This window comes from Thermobaculum sp. T2p (genome assembly GCF_059335935.1).
Map to the genome: position 1 here is coordinate 32,698 of NZ_JANZYQ010000022.1, position 14,407 is coordinate 47,104.

The following is a 14,407-nucleotide window of genomic DNA, read 5'->3' on the forward strand; positions in this document are numbered from 1 at the left end:
GCATCCCAGCTGCGCCGGCAAACGATCGACAAAGATGTTAGAGGGCTTTTGCAGCAAGCCCTCTTGGTTGGAAGGCCGTAGATCATACGGCATCCAGACCCACTGCGAAGCTCTAGATGACAGATCAAGTGCGATCGCGGGAGCGGCTCCATGATCCCACTCCCTTGATGTTGGAGTCCCCAGCCGCCAAAGCGGTCTCGATTTGGGCGCTCCTGGAGGGCAAACAGGTAGCCTCTGACCACCCCTAGAGGTCCAGGACCAAGAGGTGAGCAGCGGCCCTCGTCCCTACAGAACATTATCTGCTGTCCTGCGCGTGGTGAGAGCCATGAACGCATCTTCCATGGTCGCACGCTCGTGAACAAGGCCCACGGGCGCGACGCCTTGCCTAGCTAGCGCGGTCGTAATGGCCCCCAGGAGGTCGCCATTGCCCTGCACCAGCAGCTCTCCCAGATGCTCACTGACGCTACGGACCTCGGGCAAAGCCTCCAGCAGCTCCAAATCTATTGGCTTGGAGGGCCTAAACCGGACGCACTGTGCCAGGTTGAGCTGAGATATAAGGGCTGCAGGAGCATCCAAGGCGATCACCCTGCCCCTGTCGATCACGGCGACACGATCACATAGGCACTCGACCTCGTCCATGAAGTGCGTGACCAAGAGCACGGTAACACCCCTATCCCTGATCCTCTTGACCAGCTGCCAGGTTTCAAGCCGGGCCTGAGGGTCAAGGCCAGTGGTCAGCTCATCCAGCACTACCACCTCTGGGTTACCAACTAACGCTAGAGCTATAGACAGCCGCTGCTTCTGCCCGCCGGATAGCTTGCTAAAGGGAGTATGGCTTTTCTGATGGATGTCCAGATCTACCATTAGCTGGTTGATATCCGCAGGCCTACGGTAGAACGAGCTATAGAGTGCCAGGGCCTCACCCACCCTTAGCTTCTCGGGCAGCTCGCTCTTCTGAAGCTGCCCCCCCACTCTATGGCGCAGCTCACTCCCACCCTCATGGGGATTGATCCCAAGCACGCGTACGGTGCCGCTATCAGGCTTCCTAAGGCCCACTACGCACTCGATCGTAGTGGTCTTGCCGGCACCATTGGGCCCTACGATCCCGAATATCTCCCCCTCCTCCACAGAGAAGGATACATCCATGACTGCATGACAACCGCGGTATATCTTATGTAAATTCCGGACCTCAATGACCGACATCACAACCATCCTCATCTCTTACCTGCCCAGGCAGGTCTATGCTTCTAGCGGCATGCTCGAAGATGGACGCCATCTGGCGAGCGTATTCCCTCCAATCTAGGTCCGGATGTGCGGCGAGATAAGCCGCCGAGCGGTCAATGGCTGCCCGGATGGCCAGAGCCATCACACGGGTGTCGAAAGGACGGAACTCCCCATCCTGCTGGCCTTTCTTGAGGATCCACTCGGTACCGCTGATCTGCGGCTCGTCGGAGCTCAAGTCAAAGCGCGGGCTCCCGTCCGGATTCCTGAGGTTGGAGACGATCTCCATTACAGCCACCATGGCCGCCCTGTTGTTGGCTATGAACTCCAGGTTAGCCTCTATGTAAGCTCGCAGCATCTCGGTCGCGCTGGATTTGGACTGGATACGAGGCAAGATGAAGCGGGCCCCCTCGGCGTACACCTCGAATACTATCTGCTGCATGAGTTCCTCCTTGCTGGCGAAGTGGTAGGAGATAAGCCCAGTGCTCGATAGCCCCGCCCTCTCGGCGATCCTGGCGAACGATGCCCTGGTATAGCCCAGCTCCGCTATTACCTCTATAGCTGCCCTCACGATCTGCGCTCTTCGGGCGGCCTCGGTAAAGGTCAAGCGATCTTCACCTTTATCTTTACTTCTTGCTTGCATAAGCAAATATTAGCTTACACATGCAAGAAAGTCAAGCCCTCTCCCAAACCTGACTCCTTGCAGGGGGATAAGCACGGCCCCGAGCTCAGCGTAGTTTCACAAGCGACGACGCCAAGAGGATGCCAGGCCCCCTAAGCACTACGTCCCAAAAGAAAGCAGTTTTCGGGCTCCCATCACCACTACCCGGAGATAGGGCATACGCAGTCGAAGGTTGAGCCCTAGCTGCCTGGGAGGAAGCGGGCCACCCCCAACGCGGCCCTAGAAGCCCTTCAGGCTGCAGGCACTCCGACGCAAGGGCTTCTCCCCTCAGGAGCTCAGCCAGGAAGCTAGCCGAGAGCGTAGTTGGCCGGAGAGCTGCGACTCCCTGACCTTGCCGCGCTCCAGCAGGCTGAGGTAGCCCTGGGAGATGCCCAACTCCTCTGCAGCCTGCATCTGCGACAGCCCCTTGGCCTTCCTGGCGCGCTTGATGCGCTCGCCCAGGGAGTCGGGCAAAGGCTCCTGCTCGAGCACGCGCCTGCGCTCTAGGGGCTGATAGGTATCCTTGACCGGGTCGGGCGGCTCGATGAGGACGGTCGCCTGCAGCCAATCGAGGATCCAGCCCTTCCGACCCGCCAGCTGCTCGTCCCAGCGGTCGTACTGCCAGGCGGCGATCACCGCGTCGCGCTGGAGGGTGTCCAGGCATTTTTCGAGGCGATCGCGTGTCCGAGCGGGGTTGCGGGTGTCCACCCGCTCGCCCACGGCCTCGATGAGCGTCTCGACCTTGTAGGGCCTAAGGTAGTCGGCGTTGCGGGCCTTGACGCGCCACTGCCAGGAGAGGTAGCGCGCCAGCCTCTTCTCCCACCGCTGTCTGTAAGGGTCGTACTTCAGCGCCTTGGCCGACAGCAGCGCGGTCTGCTGCCCCGGCCCCATCAGGAAGTGGGCGAACACCTTCCCGGGCCGGAAGATGAACTTGCGGACGTCCATGTACCCATCGAGACGGACCTGCCCCATGCGATCAGTGATAACAAACGGACGGCTCTGGATGGTCTGCTTGACGGTACGGCTGCGCCCGCTGGATCCAGCATCCTCGTACACCTCGATCTCGGCCATATCCAGCCAGAGGTTCTGGATGTGAGAGAGCGCCTTGAGCATCTCGGCGCGCTGCTCGGGCTCGTAGCCTCCTCGCCTGCCCTGGCCGTTGCGCTTGGGCTTGATGCCCCTCATGGCCAGCAGGCCATCTATGTCGGCTACCGCATCGTCCTGTGGGGACCGCGCCTGGTAGAGCCACAGAGCGGATAGCGCGTCCAGCACATCGGCATCGAGGTCCGAGAGCTCCTCCCGCTGCCTCCACATCGCCTTCGTCCAGGCCTCCTCTTCCTCAGGCGGCAGCAGCGGCTGCTGGTCGATCACCGTGGGCCGGAGCTGCGCCAGGCCGCGAGCGTTGCCCTTCTCCAGAGAGGCCGTCGGCCAGGGCGTGCCCTCGGCCCGGCGGAAGGTGTTCTTGTAGAGCGCCTCGCGCAGGGCCTGGTAGTGCGCCGCGCTGAGGACAGTCAAATGGCCGTCCTTGAGCATCGGCGCCAGGGCATCACGCACCTCCCTAGCGGACACTCCCATCTTGATCACCCTCTCGGGATTCTCACCCTCACCGGATCTGCTCATAGCACCTCCATTATTAAAAGGTAAGAGGGAGACGGACCATTATCAAGCCAAGCCCCGGTCCCCGGCGCGCAGCATCTAGCATGCAAGCTTGCTAGCATGCTAGATATCACCTCGTCGCAGCTGTTGCTTACGGTGCGCATATCGGGCCAGCAGGCTATCTTGCCTCTCCCGTTCATACTCCAGAAGCAGGGCACGCAGCGCCAAGCGCACGACCTCCTGTTTAGAGACCTTGATGCCGAACTCCTTCCCGAGGGAGTAAGTAGCATCGGTGAGGAGCTGCATGTCGGTCTCGGTGAACCTGAAGGCGTTGGTGATCGTGGCAGGCTCAGAGAGATCCTTCCACAAGCTATGCAGCACGTCGAGATGGTCTGTGCCGGGCTTGCTAGGCTGCAAGCTTGCTTGCATACTTAATTGCTCGCTCGCTGGCATGCTCGCTTGCATAGCAGCTTGATCCTGGTCAGTAACGGCCCCTAGCTGAGCCGCGGCATTAGCGGGCCGAACGCCTGGACTCTCAAGCGAGTCCGGCACGTTTTCAGGTCCTGACGCAGGGTGGTCGAGGCCCAGCAAGCTAGCATGCTTGCTTGCTCGCTGGTCTGCATGTAAGTCAGCACGGTCGCCAGCCAGCATGCTTGCGTTGGCGCTTGCTTGCTCGCCTGCTGATGCTCCCGCTTGCATGTTAGATTGCTCGCTTGTCTGTGAGCTAGCATGCTTGCTTGCAAGCTCACTATCTTCCTTGCTTGCCTGCGTGCTAGCTTGCTGCCAAGGATCAGCAGGCCTAGAAGAAGGAGAGGCAGCTTCTGGATCGTCTGCGATGGAGGCCTCCTGAGCGGGGTCGGAAGCAGGCCCTTGCTGGGTACCGGCGGCGCCAAGCTCAGGGTAGCGGGATGGTTTGGCGTCAGCAGGCACACCCACTTGCTTGCGCGCATCATCGCTTGCCTGCATGCTAGCTTGCTCGTCCGTATGGTTGCTTGCCTGCTCGACTGCTTGTATGCTAGCAAGCTTGCTAGCATCTATGCTTTCTGGCTTGGACTCTGGTTCCGTCGATTGGGGCTGCAGGTGCTCGAAGAAGATGTCTGAGCCCTTGCCTCTGATGGATACTCGCTGGTTTCTAGGCATCGGCTATCTCCTTTGCTAGCTTCATATAAGATTGTGCGGCATCATGCGAAGGGTCGTACTCCACAACTGAGAGCCCCGCCGCAGGGGACTCCTTCAAGCGGACGCTATCCTTGATCACTATGTCGAACACTTGCCCAGGGAAGTTCTCCTGCAACTCAGCCAGCACCTCCCGCGCGTGCAGGGTGCGGGCATCGTACATCGTGGGAAGGATCCCTGCGATCCTCAGCCCCGGGTTCAACCTCTCCTGCACCCTTGACAGGGTGCGCAGCAGGAGCGCCAATCCCCTAGTAGCCAGGTACTCGCACTGGAGGGGGATCAGCACCTCATCGGCTGCGGCCAGCGCGTTGATCGTGAGCAGCCCCAGGCTAGGTGGGCAGTCTATCAGGATGTAGCTGTAGCGATCCCGAAGGGGCGTGAGGATATCCCGCAGGATGAGCTCGCGGAGGGTCATGTTCACCAGCTCGATCTCCGCCGCGGAGAGGTCTATGTTGGCCGGCAGCAGGTCCACCCCAGAGCGGGTATGCTGCAGGACGGTATCAGGATCCAGCTTGGGATCAAGCAAGAGGTCGTAGATGCTGGCCTCCAGCTGCGCCACGGGCACCCCTGTGCTCGCGGTGAGCGCCGCCTGTGGGTCCATGTCCACCAGCAGCACCTGGTGGCCCAGCCGGGAGAGGGCTACCCCAAGGTTGAAGGTCGTAGTGGTCTTGCCGACCCCTCCCTTCTGGTTGGCCACAGCGATCACTCTGGCCAGGACCTGGCGGGGAGGGGAGGCATTGCTTGCGCTCATGGTCACCGTCATGCAAGCCTCCTGTGTTGCTTTTGAATAAGAGCGTCAGATGTAAGTCTGCTTACAGGCAACACAGAATGCAAGCATGCTAGCATGCTTGTAAAATAGCTTTAACTTCGCGCCTAGGAGAAAAACGCTCGCAGGGACTGGGCAAAGGAGCTTAGGCCGTTGAGGATGTACTGGATGGCGATGGCGGCCAAGAGCATGCCCAACACCCGGGAGAGCACGAGCGTGCCGGTAGTGCCCATGCGCTTCTGTATGGGGAACGCCAGGCTCATCGACACCCAGGTGCAGCACATGACTATCGCCACGGCAGCAGCGACCGCCAGCTGCCTGGAGGGGTGACCTTGGGCACTGTCCATCAGCAGGATCACCGTGGTGATCGTCCCGGGCCCGGCTATGAGGGGGATGGCCAAGGGGAAGACGCTTATATCCTCGCGGGTTTTGGCCTCTCGGGCCTCTCTTCCTGTCTCCCTGGCGCCCGATTCCCGCCCAAACAGCATGTCGATCGACACCAGGAAGAGCAGGGCACCTCCAGCAATGCTGAAAGCCTCCGGAGTTATCCCCAGGAACCCCAGCAGCGGCTTGCCGAACAGCGCGAACACTGCGACTATCCCAGTGGCTATGAGCGTCGCTCGGGTGACCACCCTGCGCCTGGCAGCAGGGCTCAGGTGAGCGGTGAGCCCGACCACGATGGGCGCCATGCCTATAGGATCAACTATGGTGAAGAGCGCTACCAACGCCTTGAGAAAGAAGTTCATGGGCCTCCAACGCCTGCTTTATCCTACAAAGTATACAGCCTGACCGAGATCTAGCGGGAAGTTCGTTAAGTAGTGAAACTTTTTGATCCCTAAAGTGTTATCCTGTATGTGACAACATGCAGACTGCAGCTCCGAGGAGAGGATCGTTGAGAGTTACCAGCATAGGCCATGCGGGCTTCTTTATAGAGACCAGGCACGGGACCATCCTGACCGACCCATGGTTCAACCCGGCGTACTTCGCCTCGTGGTTTCCCTTTCCCAGCAACGAGCACATAGACCCTGAGACGATAGGTAGTCCGGACTACCTATATATCTCGCACATGCACCATGACCACATGGACCCTGAGTTCCTCAGGTCACATGTGTCCAAGGATGCCGTGGTGCTGCTGCCCGACTACCCGCTGGACCTGCTGGAGCGAGAGCTGCAAGCGATGGGCTTTCGGCGCTTCGTGCACACGAAGAACTACGAGCCCGTGGAGCTCGACGGCCTGCGGATCATGATAGCCGCCGCAGTGGCGCCCACAGACGGTCCGCTGGGTGACTCGGCCCTCATGGTCGACGACGGAGAGGTGCGCATCCTGGACCAGAACGATTCCCGCCCGCTGGACCTGGAGAGGCTGGCTATCTTCGGCCCCTACGACCTACACATGCTCCAGTTCTCGGGCGCCATATGGTATCCCATGGTCTATAAGATGCCGCCAAAGATGAAGGAGGCACTCGGACGCAAGAAGCGCATCAACGGCATGGACAGGGCGCTGCGGTACATCGAGCTCATGCAGGCCAAATGGGTGGTGCCCTCAGCTGGACCGCCATGCTTTCTGGACGACGACCTGTTTGCCCTCAACGACTTCGACCGCGATCCCACCAACACTTTCCCCGATGCGGCGGCCTTCCTCGACTACATGGCGGAGCACGGCCACAACAACGGCCTGCTGATGGTCCCAGGCAGCACGGTCGAGATATCGCCCAAAAGCTGCACTCTGAAGCACCCGTTTCTGGAGGACGAGGTTAGGGCGATATTCGAGCACAAGCGGCGGTACCTGGAGGCATACAAGGCCAGGCAACAGCCCAGGATAGACGCCATCAAGGCCTCCTGGAGGAGGGGAGAACTGGATCTGGTGAAGGAGCTGCGCGAGTGGTTCGAGCCGCTGATGGAGCAGGCCGACATGACCTGCGTGGGCATAAACGGCCGGGTGCTGCTGGACTTGGGCGAAGAGGGCATCGTGCTGGACTTCCAGCACCGGAAGGTCTATAAGTGGAACGGCGAGGAATGGGAGTACCGCATGGCGTTCGACCGATCGTTGGTGGAAGAGTGCGTACGCCAGCACTACGAGGACTGGGTCAACGAGCTCTTCCTCTCCTGCAGGTTCGAGGCCGAGCGCAAGGGCCCCTACAACGAGTACGTATACAACTTCTTCAAGTGCCTCAGCCAGGAGAGGTTGCAGTACGCGGAGGGCTGGTACGCCGAGCAGACGCAGGACCAGCAGCTGTGGGAGTGCCAAGGGTACCTCGTCCAGCGGCGATGCCCCCACCTCAAGGCCGACCTCACTCGCTTCGGCGAGGTGCACGATGGCATACTCACCTGCAGGCTCCACGGCTGGCAGTTCGACCTGGCGACCGGCCGGTGCCTGACATCCCCCGACAGACACCTCTTCACACAGCCGATCGAGAGGGAGGAGGTAGCCCAGGGTGGAGTGCAGCGACCAGCTGAACATAAAGCTGGCTGAGTGGGTGATAGCCTCCCTACGCCCCCTCAGGGAGCCCAACGCGATCACGGCCATCTCCGTGCGGGCCTTCTGGGGCAAGCGCAGGTTCGAGCTCACCGTCCGCAGGCATGGCTCCCAGAACCGCACCGTCTACACCTGGAGCGTGGTGGAGGTGGACGCCGAGGGCACTCCCCTGGAGCACGGGCTGGTAGCCAGCTCGGCACCACAGGCGTTCAGCTCCCCAGAGGATGCCTACTGGCACGCATCGGAGACCGTACAGGCGCTGCTTGCCAACCCATAGCAGGAAGATCGGCCATCCCGGGCTCTAGACCTACATCAAGCACGTCGTGAGCTTGCCCCAAAGATAGGGCCAACCAAGCCGTAGCTAGGGAGTTCATAGCTGGAGTGAATACCCAGCACTTCCAGCGCTCAGGGTGACAAGCGCCCATAGCAGTGTTGCAGGGCTCGATCCTCGCGCCCACCGCACCAGGGGCATCCCGCCCGTTCACGCCGCTCCGTAAGCAGCGCGGGAGCGGCGCACGGCACAACCACAGAGCTGGGAGGGTTGTCATCCAATAGCTGTATGACGGGGGTTAAGGCTCGCTCAGCAAGACGCCCAGAGCTCCGAGCCTGAGCCAAGGGAACAGTGCGCCGTTCTCCTTTCTCGACCACTATATCCCGGCGAGTCCCTCGGGTGTGCCGCATCCACCCACCTTAGTGGATAAACACGGCGCAAGCTTGCAGCCCTCTCTGTAGGGAGACATGCAGCAAGCTCGGCACCCTACATAAAGCCTCAAAGCGTACAAGTCCCCCGCCGGCTACAGCAACACCTTCGCTACCGCCCGCAAGCTAACAACCCCTTAGCAGGATGCTGCACTTTATTATGCAGCTAGCAGACCGGCAAGCCCCCACGGCCCCGCCATGGCGGTCCCACACCAACGGAGGAACTACAACTACCCCCAGCCGGTACGCGCCGAAGCTTGCGCACCCCTCGATGAGTAGGCGAGGTGCCGAGCGGTGTCCTCATAACCCTCTGGGATATAGAAGTTGCTCGTCGCCAGGAAGAGGACGGCCCGCGATCTCGCGGCACCGCAGATCATCTTGGGCGAAAGCATCTGCAAGAGGGGAGTCTCGCTCTTACCCAGAGGCACCGTGCAGGATGCTCCAAGCCGGGTAGGAATGCCTATGAGCCCTACCTGCACGCAGCATGGGCAGTGATCTATATGATAGCAGCACTCGCATAAATCCCCCAGAGTAGCGATACATCCGCCCAGAGCTAGAAAACAGGGTCGATATCAACCTACATGCGCCAGAAAGAGGGCCAAAAGCTCATACCTCCTGCAAGGCTTCGCACTCCCTACGGCAGTATCTCTTCCAGCGCCTGATGCACCTTTTGGGTGTAGTGGGGGCAAGTGCTCCACCTAACGCGGCTTTCTCAAACGATTTTGTCGCACGAGCGTTAGGGTGTTCCTCCAGCACCTAAAAGCAACACCAACTAAAACTACACTTCCGGAGAGTACCCTTCTCAACCCCCAAGGCCTATAGTTGTAGGAGGGAAAAGAGGAGGTGTGTGGTGTACGAGTGCCCAATATGCCTGGATCATGGCATCATCGGAGGAGATATCCCCTGCAACTGCGAGCAAGGGCAAAGGTACCTGAGGCCAAGGCATGACCAGCCCCTTCCCAAAGAGGAACCTCCACCGATCTTCCCCAACCCAGAAGATTCAGAGGCCCTACTGAGGAGGGTAGGGAGTTGGAGTGGCTAGGTCGATCTGCGAAGCGAACTTGTTATCTATCGCCAGGCGTATCTGCCTGGGAGTCATGCCCTGATCAAGCATCTGCATCACGTCACGCGTGACCTCTAAGCACACCCCTCAGGTAGGTGCCATGCTATCGAACACTACTGTACCATCAGGGTTAACCGCCTGGATGTAGCAGTCGCGGTTGTTCATGTGACCGTCCGACTGCCCACAGCCACAGAAGCACGGCATGTAGCGCATGATCTCCCCGTGCTGCACCTGGAACTCATACAGCTTGCGGACCTCGGGCCCCGCTGCGAGCACGAAGTCGGGCCACACCACCTTGGAGAGATCGCCGTTGGGCTCGTTGGCAGGCTGATAGGCCGCAAAGCGCGAGGAGAAATCCTTCTGGCCACCGCCTCCACATGCTGCCAGCCCCAAACCCGCAGCACCCAACAGCATCAGCTTTATAGCTTGCCTTCTGTTTACCCTCACTTCAACACCCACAAAGCCAAGTCCAACCAGTTGAGCCAACTAGTAACACTTAAGGCTACCAGCCCCGGGCTAGTCCTGCAAGCTTACCCACAAACAGTCTAAGCAGACTATTATGCGGCCTAACAGTCTAATTAGACTAATCAATTGCCTTATAACCGTTGAATAAACAGTCCAGACGGACTATAATTTGGGGCATGAGGAGCACCAAGGCGGAGCGCACTCGTCACAAGATACTGAGCGCAGCCAAGGAGTTCGTCCTACGCGAGGGCGCCCACAAGCTCACGCTGGATGCCGTGGTGCAGCAGGCGGGGGTGAGCAAGGGCAGCCTGCTGTACCACTTTCCCACGAAGGAGGTCCTGATAGAGGCCATGCTCCGGGCCATGCTCGAGGAGCTGGCAGAGGACATAATCAGCAGGACCCCCAACAGCGCCGACCCCGAGAGCCTGCTAGAGGCCTATGTTGACGCGCTCTTTGCTGCGGCAGAGCCGGCACATAGAGAACGCTCCGTCGCCCTGCTGGCCGCAGCGGCCAACGCCCCAGAACTGCTGGAGCTGGTCAGGGATTGGCTGCAGGAGTGGGAGCAGAAGCTATCCACCAGCGGGCAGCTCCCTGGAGCATCAAGGCTAGCCATATACGCTGCCTACGGCGCATGGTTGGCATCCACACTGGGACTGGGCGCAAGACCGTCAACCCTGCCAGGAGCGGCAAAGGCCCTTGCAGCGCTCTCTCGCAGATCATAGCAGTTTCACATGAAACCAGCAGACGGTGATGCTCGCGAGCCCCGAACGCTGGTAATAATTATTAGTAATAGCTTCTTGTCGGGGTTATATTGTGAGCATATCGGGGTTATATCGTGCATATGTCGGGGTTATCTGGCGCAGAGGAATGGTTGGGGCTAGCGCAAGGACTTGATGGGGGCGCTCCACGATGGCTGCCCAGCTTGCGATCATCCTTAAGTAATTAAAGATTTAAGCCTGTCAAGCTCCGCTGGCCCACAAGCGCCCAAATGGTAACATCTATTGTGTAGTGGAGTAATCGCTAGGAGTGCACTAAGGGGGTCAGATGCCTAAGAAACAAGACAACAACGGCCTGCCGGAGATCGATTGGTCCAGGTTCGAGGGAATAAGCGCCCCTACCTACACTCAGACACCCGATGCGGTGTTCGACTGGATCATGCCCTATCTGACCGGAGCCGAGCTCAAGGTATTGCTTTACATAATCAGAAGAACTTTCGGCTTCAAGAAGGAGGCCGACGCCATCAGCATCGAGCAGCTGTGCAACGGCATAGTCACTCGCGACGGCAGAAGGCTCGATCTCGGCACGGGCCTCAAGAGGGCCACGGTGCTTGAGGCCCTGAGATCCCTTCGCGAGAAGAACCTTATAGTAGCTCAACAGCAGCGCGATCCCCTCACAGGCTCCAAGCCCACGGTGTACAGCCTCAACCTAAGGCAGGATCACCCACAGGGAGTGTACTCTAGCATACCCCGGAGTACGGAAGAGCATACCCCTACGTCCACTCAGGCACACCCGGGCATCCAAAGGGACGTACCCCGGAGTGTGGATGACCACGATAGGGGGGTACGCCAGGAGGGGCCAAACGGGTATGCCCCAGCATACCCACAACAAACAGTACAAGACACAGCTAAACAAAAAACAGCAGAAGAATTAAGGCTCTTATCCGAGCTTGTCAAACACGGGGTCTCTACCTCTGTAGCCCAGGAGCTTGTGGAGGAATTTGATGCTGAACATATAGCCCGCCAGATAGAGATGTTGCCCTACCGACATCCAAAGGATCCAGCTGCAGTGCTGGTGAAGTCCATCAGGGATGCCTGGGGGGCACCCGGTGGGTACGTCCAGGATACCTCTAGGGAAGGAGGAGCCTCTGAAGAAGACCCCAGCGCACCCAAGCAGTCAGGGACTCAGAGTGTTGCTCCTGAGGGGAGCGAGTACGATGCGCTTTGGTCCAGGGCGAAGGACCTGCTGGCGCAACATCTTGGTCGACCAACGTGCAACATGCTGTTCTCGAAGGCTCGCATCCTCTCCATGGAGGGCGATCGGATATGCGTCCTGCTGGCCGAGCCCTGGCACCGTACCCAGATCAAGCCTGAGCATGTGGTGGCCGTGGAGACGGTGCTCGCGATGCTGCTGGGCAGAAGGGTGAGGGTGGAGTTCACGGCCTAGGAGCTAGCCTTGCGGTGCTCCGCGACCGATCCCTCAAGATGGCAACTGCTGAGGCGTTGAACCTGCTTGGGTTTGGGTCGGGATTCACGCCCTTTGCTATATTGCAAGCTTGCAAGCTAGCATATCCATGTGCAAGATACGCCAACAGGGAGGCATCCCAAAGCATCCCTGTTGTGGTCGTGGTACTCTCCTGCTGGTTGGTCTGCCCTAGTCGCCCACCGCCCAGAAGCCGTTCTCGAGGTTGTGCTCCCTGTCTTGCACCTTCTCACGGTACATGTGCAGGTCGGCCCGACGCACAAGCTCCTCGGCGGAAACCTCCGTGGGCGAGCCCAGGGCGTAGCCTATGCTTGCGCTCAGAGCCACGTCCCGATCGTGGAGCCTGATGGGGGCGCTGAGCCTGCGCACCAGCCTCTGGGAGATCTCCGCCAGCTGCTCCTCGCTCGTGATGTCGCTGAGGAGAATAGCGAACTCATCGCCACCGTACCGAGAGACCATGTCCTCTGGGCGCACCGACAGCCTCAGCCTCTCCGCAGCCACCCTCAGTACTTGGTCTCCGGTCTCGTGACCGTACATGTCGTTGACCTGCTTGAAGCCGTTGAGGTCGAGAAAGAGGATGCCAACGGGGTGACCATGCCTGCGGCCGTGCGAGAGCGCTCTGTTGAGGCTGTCCATGAACATCGCCCTGTTGGGCAGGTCCGTCAGGGGGTCGTGCAGCGCCTGGTGCTCCAGGATGTGCTCGGACTCCCTTAGGCTCTGCACCTCCCGACGGAGCTTGAGGTTGTCCCTCCACAGGAGCGCGCAGCCCGCAAGCGACAGGGCCGCCATGAGCGTGCGGGCGCTTTCCGATGGGGTCTTGCCAAGTACCAACTCTCTAAGGTTTCTCAAATCCTTGCTCATGTCCATAACCTAAATGATACCCCTTATGATCTTGTTTTGCATTAGTGGATTATTTGTGGATGCCTCTAGATGCTTTCTCAACCTTCCGCATACATCATAAATACTCCCCGTTAGGAAAATATAGATAGTACTTACCTGGAGGTACAGCTTTGCGCGTGCTCGTTACCGGTTGTGCTGGCTTCATCGGCTCCCACCTGTGCAGGCGGCTGCTCGCTGATGGTCATGAGGTTGTGGGCGTGGACTGCTTCACCCCCTACTACCCGCGGGCCATCAAGGAGGCCAACGTAGCCGACCTGCTGCCTGACCCCAACTTCACTCTGCTCGAGCTGGACCTGGCTACGGCCGACCTGCGTCCCTTGTTGGATGGTGTTGAGATAGTTTACCACCAAGCTGCACAGGCTGGGGTGCGCGCTAGCTGGGGCACGCAATTTGAATCTTACATCAGGCACAACGTCTTGGCTACCCAAAGGCTGCTCGAGGCGGCGAAGGCCTCCCGGCTGCGAAAGTTCGTGTATGCTTCCTCCTCATCCATATACGGGGATGCGGAGTGCTACCCAACCAGTGAGGATGTGGTGCCCAGGCCCGTCTCCCCCTATGGTGTGACCAAGCTTGCTGCCGAGCAGCTCACATACCTATATTGGAAGAACTACGGCGTGCCCACCATAGCCCTCAGGTACTTTACAGTGTACGGCCCCGGCCAGCGTCCCGACATGGCATTCCATAAGTTCATATTGGCTGCCCTACAGGGCAGGCCAATCCAGGTCTATGGGGACGGCAACCAGACTCGGGACTTCACCTTCGTAGAGGATGCCGTGGAAGCCAACATCTCTGCCGGCCAGTGCGAGGCCTCAGGCGTGGCCCTGAACGTGGGGGGTGGTAGTAGGGTTACCGTGAACGAGGTGCTGCAGATGCTGGGAGAGATCTTGCAGATGGAGCTTGTGGTGGAGCACCTGCCTCCCCAGAAGGGCGACGTCCGCCACACGTCGGCAGATATCACCCTGGCGTCGCGGTTACTGGGCTACGAGCCCAAGGTGGACATCAAGACCGGGCTCGAGCTGGAGGCCGCATGGCTGCAACAACTGTTGGTGGCCAGGGCCGCCTAGAGGGGATCGCATGAAGCCGGACGTAGAGCACATGAGCGATGGTAGTCCTGCCTGTGAGCTGCCCAAGCCCAGCTGGATCAAGGCCAAGATACCCAGTGGTCCCAACTACCAGGAGCTCAAG

The 14,407-nt window shown here is 59.6% G+C and carries 14 protein-coding genes; 6 read left to right on the top strand and 8 right to left on the bottom strand.

Annotated features, from left to right (window positions below):
- Window positions 1–285: 285 nt before the first annotated feature.
- From N2245_RS11065 to N2245_RS11090, 6 genes are all read right to left on the bottom strand, one after another.
- Window positions 286–1,203, bottom strand: a complete 918-nt coding sequence (locus N2245_RS11065) for an ABC transporter ATP-binding protein (protein WP_494536796.1) — start codon at window positions 1,201–1,203, stop codon at window positions 286–288.
- Window positions 1,190–1,828, bottom strand: a complete 639-nt coding sequence (locus N2245_RS11070; RefSeq protein WP_494536797.1) for a TetR/AcrR family transcriptional regulator — start codon at window positions 1,826–1,828, stop codon at window positions 1,190–1,192. Before N2245_RS11070 ends, N2245_RS11065 begins: the two co-directional genes overlap by 14 nt.
- A 342-nt stretch (window positions 1,829–2,170) precedes the next feature.
- The gene (locus N2245_RS11075; protein WP_494536798.1) at window positions 2,171–3,502 is read right to left on the bottom strand and encodes a helix-turn-helix domain-containing protein; all 1,332 of its coding nucleotides are present in this window, start codon (window positions 3,500–3,502) and stop codon (window positions 2,171–2,173) included.
- Between the two features lie 99 nt (window positions 3,503–3,601).
- The gene (locus N2245_RS11080; RefSeq protein WP_494536799.1) at window positions 3,602–4,618 is read right to left on the bottom strand and encodes a hypothetical protein; all 1,017 of its coding nucleotides are present in this window, start codon (window positions 4,616–4,618) and stop codon (window positions 3,602–3,604) included.
- On the bottom strand, window positions 4,611–5,417 hold the full coding sequence (locus N2245_RS11085; RefSeq protein ID WP_494536800.1) for a ParA family protein: 807 nt from the start codon (window positions 5,415–5,417) through the stop codon (window positions 4,611–4,613). The genes N2245_RS11080 and N2245_RS11085 overlap by 8 nt, the downstream gene beginning before the upstream one ends.
- Window positions 5,418–5,527: 110 nt before the next feature.
- Window positions 5,528–6,166: a MarC family protein gene (locus N2245_RS11090; protein WP_494536801.1), complete on the bottom strand. Its 639-nt coding sequence runs from the start codon at window positions 6,164–6,166 to the stop codon at window positions 5,528–5,530.
- 146 nt (window positions 6,167–6,312) lie between these two features.
- Between N2245_RS11090 and N2245_RS11095 the strand changes: the two genes are divergently transcribed.
- From N2245_RS11095 to N2245_RS11105, 3 genes are all read left to right on the top strand, one after another.
- Window positions 6,313–7,893 (top strand): Rieske 2Fe-2S domain-containing protein, encoded by a 1,581-nt coding sequence (locus tag N2245_RS11095; RefSeq protein ID WP_494536802.1) that lies wholly within the window; start codon window positions 6,313–6,315, stop codon window positions 7,891–7,893.
- A complete protein-coding gene (locus tag N2245_RS11100) occupies window positions 7,856–8,173 on the top strand; it encodes a hypothetical protein (RefSeq protein ID WP_494536803.1) in 318 nt (105 codons plus the stop codon). The genes N2245_RS11095 and N2245_RS11100 overlap by 38 nt, the downstream gene beginning before the upstream one ends.
- Before the next feature lie 706 nt (window positions 8,174–8,879).
- Window positions 8,880–9,116 (top strand): hypothetical protein, encoded by a 237-nt coding sequence (locus N2245_RS11105; protein ID WP_494536804.1) that lies wholly within the window; start codon window positions 8,880–8,882, stop codon window positions 9,114–9,116.
- 488 nt (window positions 9,117–9,604) lie between these two features.
- Here N2245_RS11105 and N2245_RS11110 read toward each other — a convergent pair whose 3' ends face one another.
- On the bottom strand, window positions 9,605–10,072 hold the full coding sequence (locus tag N2245_RS11110) for a PCYCGC motif-containing (lipo)protein (protein ID WP_494536808.1): 468 nt from the start codon (window positions 10,070–10,072) through the stop codon (window positions 9,605–9,607).
- A 227-nt stretch (window positions 10,073–10,299) separates the two neighbouring features.
- On the opposite strand from N2245_RS11110, the gene N2245_RS11115 reads away from it, so the two are divergent.
- Both N2245_RS11115 and N2245_RS11120 read left to right on the top strand, forming a co-directional pair.
- The gene (locus N2245_RS11115; RefSeq protein WP_494536805.1) at window positions 10,300–10,845 is read left to right on the top strand and encodes a TetR/AcrR family transcriptional regulator; all 546 of its coding nucleotides are present in this window, start codon (window positions 10,300–10,302) and stop codon (window positions 10,843–10,845) included.
- A gap of 322 nt (window positions 10,846–11,167) precedes the next feature.
- Window positions 11,168–12,286: a replication protein gene (locus N2245_RS11120; RefSeq protein ID WP_494536806.1), complete on the top strand. Its 1,119-nt coding sequence runs from the start codon at window positions 11,168–11,170 to the stop codon at window positions 12,284–12,286.
- Between the two features lie 207 nt (window positions 12,287–12,493).
- Here the strand turns inward: N2245_RS11120 and N2245_RS11125 are convergent, their stop codons facing one another.
- Window positions 12,494–13,183 carry a diguanylate cyclase domain-containing protein gene (locus N2245_RS11125; protein WP_494536807.1) on the bottom strand — a complete coding sequence of 230 codons (690 nt, stop codon included), beginning with the start codon at window positions 13,181–13,183 and terminating at the stop codon, window positions 12,494–12,496.
- 155 nt (window positions 13,184–13,338) lie between these two features.
- On the opposite strand from N2245_RS11125, the gene N2245_RS11130 reads away from it, so the two are divergent.
- The gene (locus tag N2245_RS11130; RefSeq protein ID WP_494536809.1) at window positions 13,339–14,286 is read left to right on the top strand and encodes an NAD-dependent epimerase/dehydratase family protein; all 948 of its coding nucleotides are present in this window, start codon (window positions 13,339–13,341) and stop codon (window positions 14,284–14,286) included.
- Window positions 14,287–14,407 lie beyond the last annotated feature (121 nt).

What these genes read in the sequence shown, in the direction of transcription:
- N2245_RS11065 (WP_494536796.1), bottom strand. Translation starts at nt 1,203, where the DNA reads ATGTCGGTCATTGAGGTCCGGAATTTACATAAGATATACCGCGGTTGT.
- N2245_RS11075 (WP_494536798.1), bottom strand. Translation starts at nt 3,502, where the DNA reads ATGAGCAGATCCGGTGAGGGTGAGAATCCCGAGAGGGTGATCAAGATG.
- N2245_RS11080 (WP_494536799.1), bottom strand. Translation starts at nt 4,618, where the DNA reads ATGCCTAGAAACCAGCGAGTATCCATCAGAGGCAAGGGCTCAGACATC.
- N2245_RS11085 (WP_494536800.1), bottom strand. Translation starts at nt 5,417, where the DNA reads ATGACGGTGACCATGAGCGCAAGCAATGCCTCCCCTCCCCGCCAGGTC.
- N2245_RS11090 (WP_494536801.1), bottom strand. Translation starts at nt 6,166, where the DNA reads ATGAACTTCTTTCTCAAGGCGTTGGTAGCGCTCTTCACCATAGTTGAT.
- N2245_RS11115 (WP_494536805.1), top strand. Translation starts at nt 10,300, where the DNA reads ATGAGGAGCACCAAGGCGGAGCGCACTCGTCACAAGATACTGAGCGCA.
- N2245_RS11120 (WP_494536806.1), top strand. Translation starts at nt 11,168, where the DNA reads ATGCCTAAGAAACAAGACAACAACGGCCTGCCGGAGATCGATTGGTCC.
- N2245_RS11125 (WP_494536807.1), bottom strand. Translation starts at nt 13,183, where the DNA reads ATGAGCAAGGATTTGAGAAACCTTAGAGAGTTGGTACTTGGCAAGACC.